The sequence below is a fragment of the Paenibacillus sp. FSL H8-0282 genome (genome assembly GCF_037963825.1).
Taxonomy (GTDB): domain Bacteria; phylum Bacillota; class Bacilli; order Paenibacillales; family Paenibacillaceae; genus Paenibacillus_AQ; species Paenibacillus_AQ odorifer.
Genome location: NZ_CP150146.1, coordinates 6,476,561 through 6,498,288 on the forward strand (window position 1 = coordinate 6,476,561; position 21,728 = coordinate 6,498,288).

The window sequence follows — 21,728 nt, forward strand, 5'->3', positions numbered from 1 at the left end:
ACGCTAGCCCCTTATTCTATGTATTGAGATCATCTGCTACGATACTGCTGTATTCGCTATAAACCACTGGCCCAGCTCATGCACCGGCATTGGCCGCCCATAATAATAACCCTGCATCACTCTGCAGCCTAAGGATTGCAGCAGCTCAATCTGCTCTGGTGTCTCCACACCTTCCGCCACGACCTCCATATTAAGATTGGTGGCAATCGCAATGATATTACTGATAATGGCTTTCTTGGAATGCATCTTGCTCTTACGAATAAACACTTGATCAATCTTGAGTGTGTTCACTGGAATCTCATCTAAATTACCAAGGGATGAAAAGCCTGTCCCAAAGTCATCCAGTGATACCCTTACCCCAAGTGCCCGAAGTCTGGAGAGCTGCGCAACCGTCTCTTCCATGTTATTCATCGCAATGGACTCTGTAATCTCCAGTTCAAGGAAATGCGGCTCTAGACCTGAACGTGTGAGTGCTTCTTCTACAACATCGTATAAGCCCCCGCCCTCAAACATCCGTGCTGACATATTAATAGAGACTGCGACATTTGCTATCTCTTCCTTATGCCAAAGCATGTTCTGGCTGCATACATCATGCAGCATCCAATAGGTAATCGGGACAATCAGTCCCGTTTCCTCTGCAATGGGAATGAATTCAGCCGGGGAGATTATCCCATGTTCAGGGTGCCGCCAACGCAGCAGTGCTTCAAGACCCACGGTAACGTTCATATACGAATCCCATTTCGGCTGGTACACAACCATAAACTCGGAGCGTGCCAGCGCTTTACGAAGATCCTTCTCCAGCGACATCCGTCGCAGCTGATGGCGGTTCATCTCCTGATCGAACACACTGAATTTATTCTTACCCGAATCCTTAGAGGTATAAAGAGCTGTATCGGCTGCCTTCATTAACGCTGAGCGGTCAGTTCCATGCATAGGGGTCATACTGATCCCCACGCTTGCAGTAACATATAGCTCATTACCTTGAATACTGTAATATTTCTTAAGCTCATATAAAATGTGCTCTGCTTCCTCTTGCGCATCCTCCACAGTACAATCTGGAAGAGCGATCAGGAATTCATCTCCGCCCAAACGAAAGACCTTGCCTTTACTTCCTACAGAGCGTCTTAATCTTATAGCGACCTCTCGCAGTAACAAGTCCCCTATATCATGTCCAAGCGTATCATTAATCGACTTAAACCGATCCAGATCCACAAAAAATACGGCGCCAGATCTACTCCCGAAAAATTCATCTTTAAAATAACGTACCAGGCCATGCCTGTTCGGAAGATCAGTTAGCGGATCATAATAAGCCATCCGTTCCAGCACATGCCGGTCCAGAAATACAGCACCACCAGAAATCGCAAGCATAAATAGCGTTACCAAGGACACTCCCATTAAAAGAATAACATCAGTCTCCATAAAAAAAGTTGTATTGCCTAGCAGACCGTTATATTCAAAATGAGTCGCCCTTACACTCGTATAATGCAATCCAGTCACCGAAAATCCGATAAAGAGAGCAGAGTATAACTTCCAGCGGTTAAAACCCACATAGTCTTTAAACTTGTGAAATAGAAATAATCCGATAAAAGACGAGAGCATAACGAGGATTACAGCACATGTCTGAGTCCATATCTCATAATGAATCTCCGCTGCGATCTTCATGGAGGACATTCCGATATAATGCATAGCCGAAATTCCGCTGCCTAGAAGAACACCACTAACTATTAAACAACTTTTTCTTAAACGTGGCACAAACGTAATCCGGAATGCCGAATAGCAGCACAACACACCAACCAATAACGATAATACAGCCCTGCCTGGATAATAATTCACGCTAAAAGGAAAACGGCTCGCCATAATCCCTACATAATGTATCGACCATATGCCACTGCCGAGTACACATGCCCCCGATATTAACCACAAGCGACGAACTTTCCCAAACGAACGAGGGACTTGCGAGATCAGATTCAGCGCGGAATAAGCTGCAGTCGCCGCTAGCGCAAATGATAGTAAAACAATCCAAACGTTATAGTGGATTCCCATTTTATCCATTAGTTAACCTCTTCACCGGTTTTGAATACCGTAATCGCTGCAGCGTATTTCTCAAGTAAAAAATCAGTACACGAATATCAGATAAATGGAAGAGTGCGTAAAGATTATAGGTTATCCCTGAAAAGCAACTTTAGATGTATTCTACCTTGTATTCAGCCGATTGTCTAAGAAAATACTGGAATTTATACCCTTTTTTTATGTCGGCAAAAAATGTCCATATTTGACGCATTCACTCACCCCGGAAAGTTGGATATGTGACCTGTGGTTGATGGGGTTTTGGGGAAGGTCTTTCGCCATAACCATTGATTCAAAACTACCAGAACTAACAGATAGATGTAAATTCCTCCGGTAAATAAAGTGAAGACATAATGAATACCCGCCATCCCCATCAGCAAAAACATAAGCATGAAGGCGACTCCAGTATAATCCTTTTGTTTGGCTGCCTCATAACGCTCTGAAAAAGGTAAGCTCCGGGGGTAAACACGAAAGCAGATGACTGAGAAAATCAGCATGGCGAATAATACCACTACTAAATCAGGTACAATGTGCACACCGAACAACAGAATGAACAATACCGCATCTACAGCAAATAAAGGCAAGACTAGCCGTAGCAATGCCGCCTTAAGCATCCCACGGTAAATAGGCGTGCTATCGGGTAAAGGAATCAGCCTATAAATCCAAGCTCCTTTATAACTTGTAGAGTAGCGTAGCATCTGTATTACAGTCTGCATTAACATCGTGCAGAAATAGATTAACAAGTACACTTTTGAACCTTTAAGGGAACCATCATAACTATTCTGCAATATACCAAATATAAAAATAAACGGGAATGCGATAGAAAAGCCAAGTGCAGGATAGACCTTCAGCTTAAAATCGCGCTCATTCTTCATCATGGACCAAGTAAACCGAAAGAAAATCCCCTCTGCCGGTTCCTTACATACTCTGCGGGAGAGCCACTCTGCGATCTGGCCCTTGTCTTTTCCACCGGAGCCTTGCTCCGCCAGCTTTTGCAAATTCCGCTCAAACTGTGGCATCAGCTTAATATAGGCTGCGATCAGTACAAGTGGGGTTATCAAAGCCAGCATTGAAAGAATGAAGTAATAGGGTTCTCTCGCTCCACCAAGCAACAGTTCAAACGGAGCCGCGAACCAAACCGGAAAAATACAGTACTGCCACCAAGCAGGATGATAAGCAGCGCCAAGCTCAGTGAGGTTGAACAACCGGGAGATGAATTGATAGCCCACCATTATTCCGATCGTCAAAAGGATTTGCGTATAATTTATAATATCCTTGAGCTTCTCCCCATCAAAAAAACGCATGATCATCAGGTAGAGCAGTGCAGTTATTACGAGGATAAAACAGTCTAACAAGACAATTGTCACCGCATACATCAGAAAAAAAGCGATCCCCTGCTTAAATAGGCTAAATACCAAAGATGGACCAGTGATCGACAATGTAACTGTCCCTAAGTAGAGGAGAACGTGGATGGTTTTGGCCATATTTAAGGTGGTACGGTTGACGGGTTTGGAAAAAAGAATATTTTTATCACGTAAATCAAGCATTACTGAAGAAAAGTCAGAGATCAGGGTTGTGGAGACAAAAAACATAATGATCCCAAAGGTTAAGCTCATTTGCAGCATATAGTGATCGTTGGATAGCGTTAGCGGAATTAATATTAAACCAAACAGTAAATAAATCCACTGTAATCGCAAGGGTGAACCTTCTTTAGCGCTCTCCTTTTTCTGCATACCTGCAAGCGCTGTAGGCGTTCTTCTTCCGTCCATGGTCAGTTTGATCTGTAAAATACTCCGCATGGTGTCGTAATCGACTCCAAATCTTATAAAGGCACCCCGCAGCTTATCCAACAGCCTCAGCACGAAGAAATCAGTCATAAGAGGATACCTCTTGCTCTTGCATGACCGCAACAAATTCACCAGCGATATCACGGTATTTATCAAATCCGGTTAATTGATTGAAAATATCTTCAAGCGTCCCTTCACGGCCTTTCTCCTTCAGCTCTGCAAAACTTCCGTCCGCCACAATATCCCCGCCATCAATCAAAATGATCCGGCTGCTGATTTTCTCAACCACATCCATGATATGTGAGGAGTAAAAAATGGTCTTCCCCCTTGCTGCCAGCGATGCAAAAATCTCCTTCACTATCATCACGCTATTAGCATCCAAACCACTCAGCGGTTCATCCAGGAATAAAATATCAGGGTCATGCAGCATGCTGGAGATAAGCAGCACCTTTTGCTTCATCCCTTTTGAGAACGAAGAAATCCGCATATCGTAAGACTTCTCCAAACCTAACAGTGTAGTTAATTTTTTGGCCTTGTAGTCCGCCTCCGCACGACCTAACCCATACAGCTCGCCAACAAAGGTTAGATACTCTCTTGCAGTGAGGCTATCATATAATTCGGCTACCTCCGGCACATAACCTATACGTTTCTTGTAAGAAACATCTCCATCGGCAATATCCTTACCGAAAATCTCCACTTTACCGTTATATCCTTCTACCAGACCGAGCATAATCTTCACCGTTGTACTCTTGCCTGCCCCGTTAGGGCCGATATAACCAATAATTTGTCCTCTATATACCTTAAGATCAATTCCCTTTAGCACCATTCGGTCTGTATAGTTCATCCATAAACCTGAAATCGCTATGACCGGATCGTCAGCTAAACCCATATCTCAGTCCCCTTTCTAGTAACTAATCAATAATGTGAAATATTACTACTTTATGTAATTACAATAATTGTATCATTTAGTAGAATCCTCTTCCATGATTTAGTCTGCTAATCTTATGTCTAGTTAAAAAAGAGTGGCCATTAGGCCACCCACTAGAGATTTATAGCGAAAGGCCGCACCACCGATGCCACGAAATGGCTGTTGGCACCCCCTCTATTTGAGCAAACCAGACTAAGATCAGCGTACGTTTGGTCGGGTAGCATTTATAAGTAAGAGAGCGAACACGCTATCGGACACAGCTGACCTTATACGCGGCTTTTTACCACATTTGGAGTGCTAAAGGACCCCATAGTCGCTATCAGCATGAAAAACACCCTAAACGCACCTTTTTATACGCGATAGCGTCGCTGGAGTCCGAAACTATGCCCCAAAGGCTGGAAAGTGGAAAATAACGTCATCTGGGTCCGAAAGCCGCGCCGATAATGAATGAACTGCTGAATCAAGCGGGCATGAGGGCAAGCGGACAGGGCAAGGGCAACCAGCCAGCCTGCTAACAAACAAAAAAGCAGAGCAGCGATACTCCAATAAAAGAGGAATCGCTGCTCTGCTGTCTTAGCCAAGCCGAGTCGCCGCATTCATAGTTGAACGCTACTTACGTGACGTCCGCTATGTCTTAGTGGCTGATTATTTGGATAGCAAATTGTAAATAACCTGTGCTGCTTCTGCTCTTGTAGTGACTTCTTTTGGATTGAGTTTACCGTTCGCTCCGGTCACTACGCCTCTCTCTACCAGCGCTTGAAGGGCTTCTTGTGCATAACCAGCGATCTGTCCAGCATCACTAAAGCCGGCAAGCGTGGCCGCTGTCTTCTCAGATGGCAGTTCACCTAGCGCTACAAGCGAGCGGTACAAGAGTGTAAATAGCTCCTGCCTAGTGATCTGAATATCTGGCTGGAATTGATTATCTCCCGAACCCGTTGCTACCCCAAGACGTTTAGCTGTAGCAAGATAATTCGTATAATACGTATTGCCTGCATCTGCAAAATTATCAGCAGCAATGGCATCCGGTGTGATGTCATAAGCCTTGAGCAACAAGACGATGAACTGCCCTCTAGTGATTGCAGCATTCGGACTGTAATGTTCAGCATCCGTACCAGATGTGATACTGCGTGCTGCTAAGAAACCTACTGCATGGCTATACCACGATGCATCTGGAACATCTGCAAAGCTCACCTGATTATATCCAATAATATATTGGGAGAAATGTGTGGTTACGAAATCTACAGTTCCCTTAGCGGCATTGTAATTTCCACGTACATTGTCCAAGCTTCCAGTGCTGTTAATGTGATACACAATAACTGCATCTGACCGTTCTCCCGCTTGCAGCACGTACGGTACGCTGACACGAACACTGCCCCCACCGAAGGTGGAAATCGTGCTTTCACCCGCTATAACCGACAAGTCATAAACCGGTCTGTCTCCGAGAACAGCCTTGCCTTCTGCCGTTAATGACACCTTCGCGATTCTAATAATGATGTCTCCGGCATCTGAAGCTGCACTAATGCTCGCCAATGATTTGGCATCAAACGTAATCGTACCCACATTCTCATAATCAATGGTAATCTCCGCCTTCGTTCCGGCGGCTAACTCATTAATTATGCTTCTTGGAAGTATAAGATCAGCTGTTTGAGTATCCGAAGTAGCTGCAACTTTAATTTCAAGAACAGCTTTCTTCCCATCAGCTTCTGCCTTCTTAGCGAGACTCACAAATTCAGCAGCCGTTTCTTTTGTGATCGTAGCAGTAGTAACTCCTGTGGTTTTATCCGTTTTAGTTGCCGCTGTTGCTGACAGGTTCACGGTATTCCCTGCTGTTGCCGTAGCAACCAGTTGCGGGCTTGCTGATGGTGTTGGTGTAGTCGTGCTCGGTGTAGAATCGCCACCCGATCCACCTGTTCCACCTGTTCCAGGATCTGAAATAGGCACATAGGCCGGAACCACAATGTCAGTCGCTGGACTTGCCTTATAACCTTCTTTGGCTGCGTATCTCACTTGATACGTGCCCGGTATTAATCCTGTGATTTCTTTATCTGGTGCATACACATAATTAGTTACACTCGACAGCTTATATTCTAAGGCTGTCGTGGTTCCCGTAATTCTTCCATCGTTGTTCGCTGCTGAGGTAGGAGCAACTCCCTGTAACCCAGTTGGGGCTGCTTGTTCCGCAGTGAATGCTGGAACGATTACATCTGCTGCTCTACCCGCGTTAAATCCCTCTTTAGCTGCGTATCTTACCTGATAGATACCCGGCACAAGTCCAACGATCTCTACATCTGATGCGTAGACATAATCGGTAACGGTAGACAGCTTATATTCCAGTGCTTTCGTAGTTCCTATAATTTTACCGTCGTCATTAGCTGCACTGGTTGGTGCTACACCTACTAATCCTGTAGGTGCCGCTTGCTCACCATATGCCGGGACTTCAACTGTAGCGTCTTTACCAACGCTGTATCCCTCTTTTGCCGCATATCGCACATTATAGAAGCCCGGAGTAAGACCAGTGATAGCCGCACCTGTTACAAGCTTATAATCAGCTTCTCCAACGCCTTTATACTCCTGTCCTTCCGCTGAACCCGTAATTTGCCCATCATCATTAGCTTCAGAAGTAGGTGCTACGCCTACCAGTCCTATCGGAGCTGCTTGTTGATGGGTGTAAGCAGGAACTTCCACACTTACGTCTTCGCCAGCATCATAAGGAATGATTGTGGGTCCAGCTGCGGAGGTTGGCCCTTGATAGCCCGATGTTGCGGCATATCTTACCTTGTAAACACCAGGTGCAAGCCCTGTGATGGCTGATCCCGAAACTGGGGTGTAAGCCTCGTCTACAGCAAGCTTAAATTCCAATGCTGAACTGGTGCCTACAATTTGCCCATCCTTATTGTCGGCTGCAGTTGGTGCTACACCCGTAAGTCCTGCCGGCACAGCTTCGAGTCTGGAGAATATTTTATCCAGCGCTGTTGTAGTGTTATTGTATCTGGCTCCGATTGGGTAATTAGCCTGCACGTAATCCGGTTGGATATTCGTCCAGCTGTACATAAGTTCAACATGCCCTAGAATCGGTGTGTTTTTGCCTCCTGCATCCTTATTGTCCTTGTTATAAGTGAACAGATATGGAACCTGAAGTCTGTCTCCGCTCACGGTGTTTCCAAGTCCATCTACATAACTAATTACAGTTGGCTTAGCAGCTGTATTGTTTTCGGTCTTGATATTAGTCAGATAAGTACGAACCAGATCAACATAAAGCTGCGCATACGGATGATTGGTGGTTCTAATCTGAAGCTCATTATTATTATGCGGATTCGCACTGCCCTTAGTGCCGCTGTTGTTATTAGGCTCAGCAACGGTCACACCAGCATCCAGCTTAGTGTCGAAGAAGTAGATCTTATGGATATTATGTTTTTTGGCATATTCGTTGATATATTTAATCACCGCTTGCGTGTTAGGGCACCACGAGCCGCCTAACAAAATCGCATAGTTTCCCTCACTCGCTAAAATTTGCTTCAGCTGATGATAGGTCACATGTTCATAAACAAGCGTGCCATCCGCTTCGTTGAAGATCGTAGGTTTGCCCTCATTTTCCCCTTCATAGTTCTTATTAAATGCAGCCTTGATATAAGCCGACTCGTCGATAGTGTCATATCGGGAAGCGGCACCCAGCACCTCACTTACTGATGTTTTATACGCATTAACCTTCGCCGCATCAAGTGTTCCGTTCGTCAGGAACTCATTCCACGAATAGCTCTTATCCAGATAGGATACGACAGGAGCACTATTTCCCTGTGCATCCTTGTGATCCTTGTTGTATACCAATAAGAATGGAGACTCGAGCTTGTTAGCAGTCACAACTTCCCCGTTTTTATTGGTATAGCTGACATTGCGTTCTGGATCATCTTTGGAAGACAGATTTAAATTCTTCAAATACTTGTTGACCAGATCAACATATTTATAGGCAAATTTATTATTGCTGTCTGCAATCTGAAGGGTGTCCCCGTCCAGCTTAGTATCAAAGTTATAAATCGTTGAGATGCCATATTCCTTGGCTGCCTCGTTGATAAAGCCGATATCGGCCTGTGTATTCTCACTCCAAGCGCCGCCAACCAGAACAGCGTATGTGCCTTCACTCTCAAAAAGATGAACGATATCTTCATACGTCGCTGTTTTAAATACATGGTTAGCATCATTTAGACGGTCATAGACATGACTGAAATAGTCAAACTGGTTAACGCCGCCTTGGGAAGAGGTTATCGCTTCTGCGGTATCCGAATTAGCATAAGCTCTCCCTGCCTGAGTAGGCAGGATTAGCAGGGAGGCTGCCAGCAACAGCGTTACAATTTTTTTGAAGGTTAATGGTCGTATCATTATGTGCACCTCGCCTTAAATAGGTTTATGGGATGAATGGGCTGAAAGGAATCCTGAATGAGCCTGCTGCTCATCAAGGACAAACCTCTTCCTCAGCGGCTGGTGCCGGTGCGGGTGCCTGAACCGTTTCCACTGGAGCAGCTGCTGGCGCGCTGACTGTAGATGCAGGTGCAGAAAACGATGTTTTCGGTTGAGAAGACTCAACTACCGGAGCCGGGGTCGCCTTAACTACCTCTGTGGTAGAGAAGGTTATAGCCTTTTTGGAAGGTGTCTCCGTTGCTTTTGCTACGGGAGCTGCGGTTTCCTTAGGCTGTTCAGATACAACAGGAGCGGCAGTCGGCTGAACGGCTTTAGCGGTTACGTTTGCTTTTGGAGCAGTCGTAGGCGCAGCAGTTGGCGCAGGCGTTGCTGCGCTGGTTTGCGGTTTAACAGATGCAGATACCGTTGTTGCAGCTGTTGCCGTCTTATCGGTGTCCGCAGCCGGGGAGGCAGCTGCTTTAGGCTGAGCTGCAACCGCTTCTGGAGCTGCTGAAGCCACAACCTTCGCCGCAGAATCAACAGCTGCGGCTGGGGCCGTAGTCGCTTCTGCCGTGACTGTCTCAGCTGCTGGAGCCGAAGCTTCCGGCTGGACAGCTTCTGTTACAGCAGCTGCAGTAGCTTCTGCCTGAACAACAACTGCTGCCGCAGAAGTAGCTGCTGGTAAAGCTGCTGCGGTTACTGCTGTATTACTACTCTCTTGAATGGGTGCTGCCTCTGCTGTTTTTTTGTTAGCGGATACCGCGGCATACGTCAATGCGGAGAAGACAATAGCGGCGGCAACCAAAGAGATCGAAAGCTTTTTCATATGTGTACCATCCTTTTCAAATAAAATAAGAAACCCCTTCACTACATTCTTGTACCTTAAATCCGTAACTCTCCCTTCTCTAAAGTAAAAAAAAAAGAGACTCAACGGGACGCAATTTACGCGTCTTTCGTTGAATCTCCGGCTGTCCAGTCGATTCCAATTGGCTTGTGATTAAGTTCCATATTATTCATGCCATAGTGCCTTGTCAATCAATTTTTATTTTTCACATGGTTTTTATCGGAATTAATTATTTTTAACATATAATTACATTGACTTTACTATAAATTCTATATAGATTGATCTCAATAGGATTAATCACATTAAAAAACTAGGTTTAAGGGGGTATTGGTAGTGAACATAGATAACAACTTATTATCCGCCATCGAAACGAACTGGTATGGATTTGTCGCCTCCATATTTGTGTTTGCAATTTTGTTTCTACTGGCACGTAAACGAATTGGATTTGGTACCCGGGTACTCATCGGACTTGGCATCGGACTTATTGCCGGTATATTCTTTCAGTACTTCGATTTAGAGACCAAAGCTATTAGCACATTCGGCAGCATTTATGTCAGCTTGATCCGCATGCTCGTCATTCCTTTAGTATTCGTACTCGTATTAAACAGCATTTCTTCCTTAACCAATCTGGAGTATCTACGCAAAATCGGGATCAAAACCTTCGCCTGGTTCCTCGGAACAACGGGCATCGCTTCTATTATCGGCCTATCCGTTGCGCTGCTGTTCAATCCCGGCCAAGGTATACAACAAGATGTACCCGCAGATTTTGCAGCCCGTGAAATCCCGACCTTCTCCCAGGTTATTCTGGATCTTGTTCCCTCTAACCCTGTTAATGAAGCAGCTACGGGTAAGGTTGTGCCTCTACTCATTTTCGCGATCTTCCTAGCAGTGGCTATAATCAAGATTGGCTCCAAGAAACCGGAAGCCGTCAAGCCTGTACGTGATCTTATTGAATCCCTGACACTGATACTGCATCAGGTTGTGAAATTCATTATTCGCCTGACGCCTTATGGCGTATTCGCACTGATTGCCGGAATCACCGCACGTTATGGCTGGGAAACGTTGCAGGAGCTAGGCAGTGTAATTATAACCTCGTACGTAGCAATGATTATACATTTTGTACTTATCTTTGGCGGATTGGTTCTATTAGTAGCGAAGGTGAATCCAATTCGTTTCTTCCGCAAAGTGTATCCAACCATTACCGTTGCCTTCACAACCAGAAGCAGCTACGCAACCCTACCGGTCAATCTAGAAGTGATTACGAAGCGGCTTCATGTCTCCCCGCGGATCGCGAGCTTTATCGCACCGTTAGGGGCATCTGTGAACTTTAATGCGTGCGGTGGGATTTGGCCAGCTATTGTGGCTGTATTTACCGCCCAAGTATTCGGTATTGATCTGAACTGGACCGACTATATTACACTGGTATTAGTAAGTATTATTTCTTCCATTGGTGTAGCTGGCGTACCTGGACCAGCCGTAATCTCCACCACAGTAGTCTTAACTGCTCTCGGCCTGCCGCTTGAAGGAATCGCTATCGTTGCAGGTGTTGAAGCGCTCATCGATATGGGCCGTACCGCTGTAAACGCAACTGGAACAGCTGTAACAGCTCTGTTAGTAGCTAATTCCGAAGGTGAATTTGACCGCGAAGCGTTTAATAGCAATGATGACGATGATATTCTCTTGAGCACCGTTTAAAAGCTGAAACTGTAAAAACCTCCGGAATCTGCGTAAAGCAGAGCGCCCGGAGGTTTTTTTTGCATAGATTCCTATTGGATTCATCTTCTTATAGCATACTAATTCTTTCCCGCTTTTTAGCAGAAGCTAGACAAGTCTCGATCAATTGCATGCCCAGCACTGCATCCTCAGGTGCAAATAATTTTTTTCCTGTAAATACTGCGGCGGCAAAATCATCGACCTCCCGTGTATAGGGATTCGCCCCGGTGGCATCAACCCGTCTTACCCCTTCTCCCGTATGCACAAAAAATTCAGCATCCTCATCTCTAGCATTAAAAGGCATAGGCACTTCAATCATTCCATCGGTCCCCAGAATCTCTAACAGCTGGCGGTTATATGCCCACATCCCGCAATCAAAAATCAGGCTTAGCCCCTTCGGAAACTCTACCAGCCCTGAAGCCATCATATCTACATTGTCATGCTCCGGAGAGAACATAGCATGAACTGTTACGGCTTCTGGCTCAGCTCCGAACAGCAGTCGTGCTGCACTTAGCGGATAACAGCCGATATCATAAAGCGAGCCGCCGCCCCAAGCGGATTTAAAGCGAATATTAGAGGTATCTGTAGCGTCATTATAAGTAAAAGTGCCTCGAATGGAGCGTAATTCGCCAATTTCACCGCTAGCGATAATCTCTTGCAATTCCGCAATCCGAGGATGATGCCGATACATATAAGCTTCTGCCAAATGGACTCCAGCATCATTACAAGCTTTTACCATCTCAGCCGCTTCTTCACTGTTCAGCGCGATCGGTTTCTCACATAAGATATGTTTGCCAGCTTCCGCCGCACGGATTACCCATTCCCGATGGAGGTGATTTGGCAGTGGAATATACACCGCATCAATATCCTTATCCGCCAGTAATTCCTCATAGCTGCCGTAAGCTTTATCTATTCCGAACTCTGCGGCTACAGCGCTGCTTTTTTCTAAACCGCGACTGGCTACCGCTGTAATCATTCCCGTCTCCGAATCCATTATAGCCGGCATCACTGAACCTGTCGCAATCTGCGCACAGCCCATGATTCCCCAGCGAAGTTTTTGCACCATCGTTGCTAACCTTCTTCCTTATAGATTACTTACTATACTTAAAGCCACCTTATCATAGAATGAAACGTTTCTCTAACAGAAAGAAGCCTGCAAATTGCAAAAAAACAGTGCCAAAAGGAGCTCCAACCCCGATAGACACTGCTTTTTTATAAAATATGAATGTTTATATTAGTGCATTCAACAGCACAGCCGCACCCAGCACAACTATACGCGCAAGGTTCATCAATACGAAGTTTTTGACGGCAAGAATAAAGGTACTCGCCTTCTCCTGTTTCTCTGTGAACGAGGCAATATTTCGGCGAAGCGGGATCAGCGTAAGTAGGATCAACAGAACCAGAATAGGGTTAATCCCTAAGATCAGCAGCACTACAAGATCCAGATAAGAGACATAGTAGAGATATTTAAAAAGCACAAGCGCATTGCGGCGGCCAATGTACACCGGAAGCGTGTACCTGCGATTCTCCACATCCTCATCAATATCACAAATATTATTAGCGAGCATAATCCCTGCGATCCCCAGAATAGCGGGTACGGAAAACCAGAAAAGGTACAGCACTTCCACGATGTTGATATTCAAGCTGACCCAGCCGTTCTGAAGCAGCAGTGAAACCACATGCTCATCCGTATGGATATAGGCAGAGATAAAAATAATAACAAAGCCCATAAACAAACCCGAGAACAGCTCACCTAACGGCATCCGCGAGATGGGAATCGGCCCGAACGAATAAAGTATACCGATCAAGAACGACAGTCCACCCAGCAAAAAGACCAGCAAACCCGTCTGAGTGACAAGCGCAATCCCGCCCCCTGCTGCCAGCGCCAGCAAAATAACAATCGTCGCCACGACGGTGCGCTCTTTTAGCTTAAAATGAACAATCGCATTATGCGTTTCGTAGCCGTAGCCGTGGGTTTTGGAGGCTTTTTTGAAATCGTAATAGTTGTTAATCGCCGTCGTCGCCATATCGAAGCTAAGCAAAGACACGAACATCAATCCAAAACGCAGTACGTAAAAATCCTCAAACCGGTACAGGGCATACAACGTTCCCATTAGAAACGGAATAATACTGGCTACCTTCGTCGGCAGCTCCACAAATCTTAGAAAGCTTTTAATATTCACACCATACACCCTTATCTGTCAAATGAGCCTGCAAGGCATTACTGTTCAGTTGTTGTAACCGTCACTGGGGACCATTCTGCAATAACTGTTTGTCCATGTACAGACACACTGCCTTCAGGACTCAGATCCTTCTCTGTCATAATTCCGAGCGCTACAGTGAAGTTATTGAATTTAAGCGGTATATTTTTCTCGCGGCGTACTTCCTTGCCGTTCAAATAGAATACAGCCTCATCATTGCCGCGGTGATAGGTAATACGGTACGTATTGAATTCCCGTGGTTTGAAATCCGTATCTTCTTTAAAGATACAGAAATATTTCGTTCCAGTGCTTTCTGGCACTTGTACACCCGGGAATGGCAATATACCATATACACTAGCGTATTTGTCATTTCCCGCGAAGAAATCAAGCGCAGCGCCTGTCGTGAAATCCAGCAGGTTCAGCGATACATATCCATCATACAGATCTCCAGGTGCAGTTCCTTGTGTACGGCAACGAATTTGCAGCTCAATGCTAATCTCTCCAGCTTCCGGAATCTCCACTGGCTTGGCTGAATAATACATGTGCTTGGCATTGTCCAGAATTTGCACTTGATGGTTCTCACGAGATAACTTCGCACGTACATACAAGGTATCATTACGAACGATAACTACAGCCTCCGGCTCACGGTAAGCCCAAAATGATCCGTCAGGCAGTGTAAATCCACCCGTCTTCCAGACCTTTCCTTCTTCTAAAATGGAGTGGAAATCCCCAAGAACCATGCGATTGCCTTTAACTTGTTGTTCTTCTGACGTCAATTCCTTGTCCTTCTTTTCCATGAAAGCTCACTCCTTCTGTAGTCCATCTATTAGTATCAGATCAAGCCTTGAATTAATAAAGTTATTGCCATTACTACTCCGCAGCGTACGGAGGCTTTTTGTGAAGCACCCATCAGCGGGATATAAGCCGGCGAAGCATTATGTTGCTTCAGACTACTGTAAATGCGCAGCGGCCAGAAAGCTGTAACCAGCGCCAACAGTGCGTAAACAGGAAGTACACCCAACAGCACACAGACTATCACCGAAGCGTAGCCAGTAAAAAGAAGTACACGTGAGAATACAAGCGCCTTTTGTTCTCCCCATACTACAACAAGCGTAAGCTTACCCGCCTGCTCATCCGCTTTCCAATGTAGGAAATGGTGATTAAACAACAATAATGTAGTTAAAAATCCGACAGGCAGCGAGAGAATTACAGGCTTCATGCTAAACTGACCGGTTTGTACGAAATAGGAGCCTAATACAGGCATAATCCCAAAAGCAATAAAAATGGCCATCTCACTATAGCCTTTGCCGCGATAGCCATAACGCAGTGGCGGAGCCACATAGAAATAAGCGATTAAAGCACCAACAAGTACAAACCAAAGGATATTCCAACCGCTATATATACTAAGAATCCCACCACAGATAAGGGCAATCGCCAGCATACTCCAGGTCATCCTTGCATAAAAAGACTCCGAGAGGATCCCACCTGTCAGTAGCCCGGAGTTTGTGCTGATTTCACCAGCGGAATTCTTTGCTTCTGTATCGGTTCCGTTGCGGAAGTCCCACAGATCATTCACCATATTGGAGAACAAATGCGCCGAAATCGCCCCTATTAAGGTAAGAATAAATAAAACCGGATGGAATGTCCCTTCCCATACATATGCCCCAACGGTCCCCAAAACAATCGGGATGAGCATAACAGAAAAACTCCAAAACCGGGTCGCCTTGGTAAATAATGTCCATTTGTTCACTTCAAGCTTACCGCCTTTTTCATATGATTTGATAATAATTATCACTGACTATTATACATCAATTTTCAATAGATTGTGAAGATTATCACTGCATATAATGTCTATTCTTGACATAATACTTCCGTTTGTTTGGTTAAGTAGCTTGATAATGGAAGATAAAAATGTAAACAATTCCTTATTTCACGCAGGACCCCTATTTTACGACAAAAAATGAGTGTTGTTTTATAGGCAAGCACATACCGATATGATATGATAGGCAAGCCTATGAACAGCACCCCTTACGGGCTGTTTTTAAGAGCGTAAAACTATATATAATAATGGAGGCTTTTACTGTCATGTCAGCGCAATCCCCTAACACCCAATCTGTCAAAATCGTCACTGCCGACCCTAGCGCCATCGGGCTATTCGGACTGGCTATTGTCACATTGGTCGCTTCTTCACAGAAGCTTGAATTTACAACAGGACTTAGCTACGTTATTCCTTGGGCTATCTTCCTGGGAGCATTCGCGCAGCTATTCGCCGCCATTCAGGATGCTAAGCACAACAATACCTTTGGTATGACCGCCTTTGGCGCCTACGCTTTCTTTTGGTTCGGCATGGCTAGCAGCTGGCTAATCAAGCTTGGCGTATTTGGTCCAACGCTTGCGGAGGCTGTAGATCCTAAGCAGCTCGGATTTGTATTTCTGGGTTACTTGATCTTCACACTCTTTATGACGATTGGTGCCGTTGAGGCAAATAGAGTTCTGCTTATCATTTTTGTATTGATAGATTTTCTCTTTATCGGACTAACCTTTGATTCCTTTGGGATCGCTCCAGAATTCTTCCATAAGCTAGCTGCTTGTGCTGAGCTTGGTATTGGTATCGTGTCCCTTTACGGATGTGGAGCATCCGTGCTAAACGCTCATTTCGGCCGCAGCTTCTTACCGATTGGAGCTCCGCTGGGCATCTTCAAAAAATAGAAATTGTTCTGATCTGAAACTAATACTTTTGCAAGCCGAAAGGATGCTGAGACTATGCATGTCCTGTCCTCTTCTGAATTAGCGGTAACTGCTATTTTCGCCCTTATTCTCGCAGTTATTGCCTACCTGATCATTCGGAATATCCCGAAGATGGTTGGTGATATTGCGGCTTTTCGCAAAAGAACACTGGTTTGGACCCAAGTTTCACTAGTACTAACGGTGCTTCAGTTGAATTTCAAAGCAGGCGATTGGCGCTTTTCTATCGTCCTTGGACTCATTGTGTTATTTACCGGAGCTATTTGGCTGTCCGCCCGTTATTACGACATCAGTCGCAATGCAGGTCCAGAATCTAAAGATCCTGAAGCTCATTAGTAAATCTCAAGCTCCCGAAAGGGGGCTTTTTTTTATAATTTCAGAAAGCTTCTTCGCATAGTTCTCCCCATCACAACCATACTAATGACATTCTAATAAAAGTAACGGGAGGATTATCAGGGTGAGCAAAAAAATCAATCTGCTAATGTTCAGTGGGGAATACGACAAAGCGATGGCTGGACTGATCCTAGCGAATGCCGCAAGAGATATCGATGTCGAGGTTACTATGTTTTTTTCATTCTGGGGTCTATTTTTGGTGCGTGATCCGGAGAAGATGACTCTTGAGGACAAGAGTATCTACGAGAAGCTGATGGATGTTATTACACCGAAGGGCCCTGGGCAGCTGCCGCTCTCTCATCTGAACTTTAGCGGGCTGGGACGAATGATGCTCGAGGAAATGATGGAGGAACAAGGCGCACCGAAGCTGATTCATTTTCTAAAAGGGGCTCGTAAAAAAAACATCAAATTCTATGCCTGCAAGCTCTCTGTGGAGATCATGGGCTTTAAGCCCGAGGAACTGCTGCCAGAGGTCGAAATCATCGATGCTGCGGCATATTTAAAAGATGCTTTAGAAAGTGATGTACAGTTATTTATTTAAAGTCTGACTAGGCTTTAACCCAATCCCCCATGCAGGCATATACTGTTGCCATAGAAACTACTGGCACGCCGAAAATACACCCCATTAACTTAGCACTGACGGCGTACGGGCTGGAGGGAATATCCGTGCTAAACATCATCCACGCCTCTTCTGCAGAGACGCCCGCTTCATTACAAGACCATTTTGATACTTTTCGTGGTCACACCATCGGCATTCGGCATCAAATCAACACCCCTTATGGCAGACAGCCGCTTCTGTATGCCGATTGGACCGCAAGCGGGCGCTTATATGAACCGATCGAACGCAAGTTGCAGGAAGCCTTCGGTCCCTACGTCAGCAATCCACATACAGATTCCAACACCACCGGACTAATCATGACGCAGGCTTATAATGAAGCTCGCCAAATCATTAAGAACCATGTTAATGCTGGCCCTCAGGATGTACTGCTCTTCTGCGGCAATGGAACAACAGGAGCCGTGAACAAGCTGCAGCGTATCATGGGATTAAGGCTCCCGGAATGGCTACAGGAACATAATAACCGTGCACTGGAAGACCGCCCCGTTATCTTCACCAGCCATATGGAGCATCATTCCAATATTCTTCCTTGGCAGGAGGGACTTGGTGACGTCGTTACCATTCCCGCCGGAAAGGACGGAAATATTGACCCTCAACAGCTTGAAGACCAGCTGCGACTGTACCCCAATCGCCGTTTCAAGATTGGTTCATTTACAGCTTGTTCTAATGTGACTGGAATTCAGACGCCTTACGCAAAGCTAGCGGCTACTATGCATCGTCATGGGGGCGTATGCTTTGTGGATTTTGCCGCCAGTGCTCCCTACGAGCCTATCAATATGCACCCACCTTCCCCACTGGAGAAGCTTGATGCGATCTTTTTTTCTCCGCATAAATTTCTGGGTGGGCCGGGCACAAATGGCGTTCTAATCTTTGATGAAGCACTGAGCAATGGACGTATTCCTGACGAACCGGGTGGAGGTACAGTAGCCTGGGTCAACCCTTGGGGAGGACGCCGCTACACTAATGCGATTGAGATGCGGGAAGACGGGGGAACACCGGGGTTTTTACAGGCTTTTCGCACGGCACTTTGCGTGAAGCTGAAGGAGCAGATGAATGGAAACGGTCAATATATGGTGATTAGAGAACACGAGCTGTGTCAGGAATTAATGGCAGGACTCCGCAGCATCCCGGAGTGCGCGCTGCTGGCCGGAGATCATACAGAACGTCATGGAATCGTCTCTTTTACACTTCGTGATATCCATTACAACCTCGCTGTTCAGCTGTTGAATGACCGTTTCGGCATACAAGCTCGAGGCGGCTGCTCTTGTGCAGGTCCATACGGACATTACCTTCTTGGATTAGGGTGGACGCAATCCGCTCAGATTGCCGGAGCGATCATGAGCGGCGACCAATCCTTCAGACCAGGGTGGATTCGCATCTCCCTACATCCCATTATGACTAATCAGGAAGTAGAGAGAATTGTATCCGCTGTAAGGAGTATTGCGACCCATGTCCAGCAATGGAAGCAGGACTACCTTTACGATACTTCCACGAACAGCTGGAATCATATCTACGCGCAGCATTCACCCGAGATGAAGCTCCAAGAACTCTTCACCATGTAACAATCTAACTTATCACACGTTGCCCTTCACCATGTCCAAATCGGCAGCACTGGCATTGGAGATGACCTGTTCTACATTTTTGCAGCCCGGAATTACACTGGTTACTGCGGAATGCTGGAGACACCAAGCCAAAGCCCACTGCGCCATATCCAGACCTGACGGCACTTCAGTAGCAGCAATTTCTGCTACTGCGCGCAGCTGCTTTTGTCTTACATCCTCTTTATGGTTAGCTCGCACATCACCCTGAGCAAAAACCGCATCTGGCTTATACTTGCCGCTCAAATAACCACTGGCTAACGGAACGCGAGCTAACACACCTAATTGATGCTCGATGCACAGCGGAAGAATCTCTTCTTCAGGTTGACGATCCAGCCGATTATATACTACTTGTATGGCCTCTGCTTGCACATCCGCTGCCGCAGAGGTCTGGTGCACCCCCGAGCCCGATGCACTGATCGACACGCCCAAATGACGGATTTTGCCGGCTTGCTTCTGTCTGTCGAGCATACTCCACAGCTTATCATTATCGAATTGCTCATCCGTTCCGGAATGGAATTGATAGAGGTCAATATACTCTGTTTGGAGTGCGCGGAGGGAGTCGTCTAGCTGCTTAAGCACATCCTCAGCACGCCATAGCTGTTCCCGCTGCAAATGCCCCTGAAAATGATGGCCAAATTTCGTAGCTACAACCCAGTCCTCGCGTTTGCGGCGCGCCAGATAGTCCCCGATGAACTTCTCCGACAAGTGATCTCCGTAACATTCTGCCGTATCAATCAGATTAATACCCAGCTCTCCAGCCTTATCCAGCATGGCATCGACTTCAACCTGAGTGAAATCCTTGCCCCACTCTCCGCCAAACTGCCAAGTCCCTAGGCCAATCACCGAGACATTCATTCCTGTACTGCCAAGCTTACGATATTTCATCATCATTTCCTCCTTTATTCTATTTAAATTTAGGGATTCAAGTTAATTCTGACTCTATGCTAAGCTATCTTGTTCCCATCCTGTGCTGTTCTAGCAAAACGTGCTTCGATGGCTTTGACTCCCCATAACGACAGCCCGATAAACAACAGAACATAGATAATCTCCCACGGCTGGCGAATGAAACGTTCCAGATCGTTGCCAATGTATGAAACTGCGAATACCATAATCGCTTTGCCTACCGTGAGCGCAAGAAGATACGAACGGAACCTCATCCCGGCAAGCCCCGCTGCCATATTAATCACAACAAAAGGTCCTACCGGAAATATACTAAGCAGAAAAACATAGCTAAATCCGCTTTGCCGCACCCACGTCATGCTTTTGGCTACTTTGGGCCGCGCTGCCCATTTTCGTAAATAACGATGGGAGGCTACTTTGCGGATAATCCAAAAGGTAGTCACACAGCCTGCAACCAGACCGATCCAAGAATACAAAAAACCTAACCATAAACCATATACGGCCCCATTTAACCCTACGATCGCAATAGTTGGCAGTGGTGGTATAAATGATTTCATAAACGTTAACGCAATGCCCGGAAAGGGCCCAAACGAACGATATTGTTCAAGCAGATGCCGCAGATTATCCTCTGTCAGCCAAGACATAATATCAAGAAAATACATAACCAGCTGATCTCCTCATCCGATTGGAATTCTTAACACTTGGTCTCAATTATACACGAAGTTACGTTCATTCCTACAGTGCCGCCAATATAGAGTGAGCAACCGGGACTAATTAAATGACAGGGAGAAAATTCTTCGTTACTATAGACAAAAATACATATTAGACGGGGGCATAAGGTTATGATCATTCATTCAGAAACGTTGGATCTGCAAACTACCACTGAGCAGGATTTAGCGTTCGTTCTAGCCATTGAACAAAGTGAGCTTAATCGTGCCTATATCGGACAGTGGAGTAAAGAGGAGCACATTACGGCTATCCATGATCCAGATATCCTGCATCTTACAATTTGGGAGAGGTCCGGGAAAAGAGTCGGCTATATCATCGTAACAGGACTTCAAGATATTCATCTTACTGTTTGTATTAAACGAATCGTCATCCATTCCAAGGGCTTTGGGTATGGCAAACTGTCGCTTCGTCTCGTGAGCGACTGGATCTTCCAGCACACCGAGACGCATCGGCTATGGTTGGATGTTAGAGATCACAACCACAGGGCTCGCCATGTCTATGAAAGCTGTGGCTTTACACTGGAAGGGACTCTACGTGATTGTATGAAGGTTGAGGGACATTTTGAATCTCTGCATATCATGTCCATATTACGGTATGAGTATATAGAGCGTGAGCAGCAGCGACAGAAATAGATTAGGGAAATCCTCCCTGATCTTTGGTCTTTCAGGTGCCTATAACTGCAAATCAGGGAAAACTTCCCTAATATTCAGCGAATTTGAGCAAAATCGGCGTATTTCAGTAATTTTTAGGGAGGTTTTCCCCAAAAGTGTATGCCGCGATGATAATCGGCTATTTTCAGAGAATTTATTTCC

General features: G+C 45.7%; 17 protein-coding genes. 6 read left to right on the top strand and 11 right to left on the bottom strand.

What is annotated here, in order from left to right:
• Positions 1 to 36: 36 nt before the first annotated feature.
• The 5 genes from NST94_RS28145 to NST94_RS28165 form a co-directional block, all read right to left on the bottom strand.
• On the bottom strand, positions 37 to 2,052 hold the full coding sequence (locus NST94_RS28145; protein ID WP_038573706.1) for an EAL domain-containing protein: 2,016 nt from the start codon (positions 2,050 to 2,052) through the stop codon (positions 37 to 39).
• Positions 2,053 to 2,285: 233 nt separating this feature from the next.
• A complete protein-coding gene (locus NST94_RS28150) occupies positions 2,286 to 3,944 on the bottom strand; it encodes a hypothetical protein (RefSeq protein ID WP_076182000.1) in 1,659 nt (552 codons plus the stop codon).
• Positions 3,937 to 4,743, bottom strand: coding sequence for an ABC transporter ATP-binding protein (locus NST94_RS28155; protein ID WP_036682032.1), 807 nt, complete (start codon positions 4,741 to 4,743; stop codon positions 3,937 to 3,939). The genes NST94_RS28150 and NST94_RS28155 overlap by 8 nt, the downstream gene beginning before the upstream one ends.
• A gap of 684 nt (positions 4,744 to 5,427) precedes the next feature.
• Positions 5,428 to 9,156: an S-layer homology domain-containing protein gene (locus NST94_RS28160; RefSeq protein ID WP_339281490.1), complete on the bottom strand. Its 3,729-nt coding sequence runs from the start codon at positions 9,154 to 9,156 to the stop codon at positions 5,428 to 5,430.
• Positions 9,157 to 9,229: 73 nt separating this feature from the next.
• Complete coding sequence (locus tag NST94_RS28165; RefSeq protein WP_339281491.1) at positions 9,230 to 10,000, bottom strand: hypothetical protein; 771 nt, start codon at positions 9,998 to 10,000, stop codon at positions 9,230 to 9,232.
• Positions 10,001 to 10,357: 357 nt separating this feature from the next.
• On the opposite strand from NST94_RS28165, the gene NST94_RS28170 reads away from it, so the two are divergent.
• On the top strand, positions 10,358 to 11,713 hold the full coding sequence (locus NST94_RS28170) for a dicarboxylate/amino acid:cation symporter (protein WP_036682429.1): 1,356 nt from the start codon (positions 10,358 to 10,360) through the stop codon (positions 11,711 to 11,713).
• Positions 11,714 to 11,801: 88 nt separating this feature from the next.
• Here the strand turns inward: NST94_RS28170 and NST94_RS28175 are convergent, their stop codons facing one another.
• From NST94_RS28175 to NST94_RS28190, 4 genes are all read right to left on the bottom strand, one after another.
• Positions 11,802 to 12,797 (bottom strand): Gfo/Idh/MocA family oxidoreductase, encoded by a 996-nt coding sequence (locus NST94_RS28175; RefSeq protein WP_076179214.1) that lies wholly within the window; start codon positions 12,795 to 12,797, stop codon positions 11,802 to 11,804.
• Between the two features lie 163 nt (positions 12,798 to 12,960).
• On the bottom strand, positions 12,961 to 13,914 hold the full coding sequence (gene menA / locus NST94_RS28180; protein WP_076303571.1) for a 1,4-dihydroxy-2-naphthoate polyprenyltransferase: 954 nt from the start codon (positions 13,912 to 13,914) through the stop codon (positions 12,961 to 12,963).
• A gap of 38 nt (positions 13,915 to 13,952) precedes the next feature.
• A complete protein-coding gene (locus tag NST94_RS28185; protein WP_076278293.1) occupies positions 13,953 to 14,729 on the bottom strand; it encodes a DUF6081 family protein in 777 nt (258 codons plus the stop codon).
• Positions 14,730 to 14,764: 35 nt separating this feature from the next.
• Entirely contained in the window at positions 14,765 to 15,682 is a 918-nt protein-coding gene (locus NST94_RS28190; protein WP_036682043.1) for a prenyltransferase, read from the bottom strand.
• Between the two features lie 335 nt (positions 15,683 to 16,017).
• Here NST94_RS28190 and NST94_RS28195 point away from each other — a divergent pair, with 335 nt between their 5' ends.
• The 4 genes from NST94_RS28195 (at position 16,018) to NST94_RS28210 (ending at position 19,248) form a co-directional block, all read left to right on the top strand.
• Entirely contained in the window at positions 16,018 to 16,641 is a 624-nt protein-coding gene (locus NST94_RS28195; protein ID WP_036682044.1) for a GPR1/FUN34/YaaH family transporter, read from the top strand.
• 54 nt (positions 16,642 to 16,695) lie between these two features.
• Positions 16,696 to 17,013, top strand: coding sequence for a hypothetical protein (locus tag NST94_RS28200; RefSeq protein ID WP_076278292.1), 318 nt, complete (start codon positions 16,696 to 16,698; stop codon positions 17,011 to 17,013).
• Positions 17,014 to 17,134: 121 nt separating this feature from the next.
• On the top strand, positions 17,135 to 17,611 hold the full coding sequence (locus NST94_RS28205) for a DsrE/DsrF/DrsH-like family protein (RefSeq protein WP_036682046.1): 477 nt from the start codon (positions 17,135 to 17,137) through the stop codon (positions 17,609 to 17,611).
• 125 nt (positions 17,612 to 17,736) lie between these two features.
• Positions 17,737 to 19,248: an aminotransferase class V-fold PLP-dependent enzyme gene (locus NST94_RS28210; protein ID WP_076124020.1), complete on the top strand. Its 1,512-nt coding sequence runs from the start codon at positions 17,737 to 17,739 to the stop codon at positions 19,246 to 19,248.
• 12 nt (positions 19,249 to 19,260) lie between these two features.
• Here NST94_RS28210 and NST94_RS28215 read toward each other — a convergent pair whose 3' ends face one another.
• The gene (locus NST94_RS28215) at positions 19,261 to 20,172 is read right to left on the bottom strand and encodes an aldo/keto reductase (protein ID WP_076301471.1); all 912 of its coding nucleotides are present in this window, start codon (positions 20,170 to 20,172) and stop codon (positions 19,261 to 19,263) included.
• 59 nt (positions 20,173 to 20,231) lie between these two features.
• A complete protein-coding gene (locus NST94_RS28220) occupies positions 20,232 to 20,849 on the bottom strand; it encodes a TVP38/TMEM64 family protein (protein ID WP_036682051.1) in 618 nt (205 codons plus the stop codon).
• A gap of 180 nt (positions 20,850 to 21,029) precedes the next feature.
• On the opposite strand from NST94_RS28220, the gene NST94_RS28225 reads away from it, so the two are divergent.
• The gene (locus tag NST94_RS28225) at positions 21,030 to 21,548 is read left to right on the top strand and encodes a GNAT family protein (protein WP_076124023.1); all 519 of its coding nucleotides are present in this window, start codon (positions 21,030 to 21,032) and stop codon (positions 21,546 to 21,548) included.
• Positions 21,549 to 21,728: the final 180 nt, after the last annotated feature.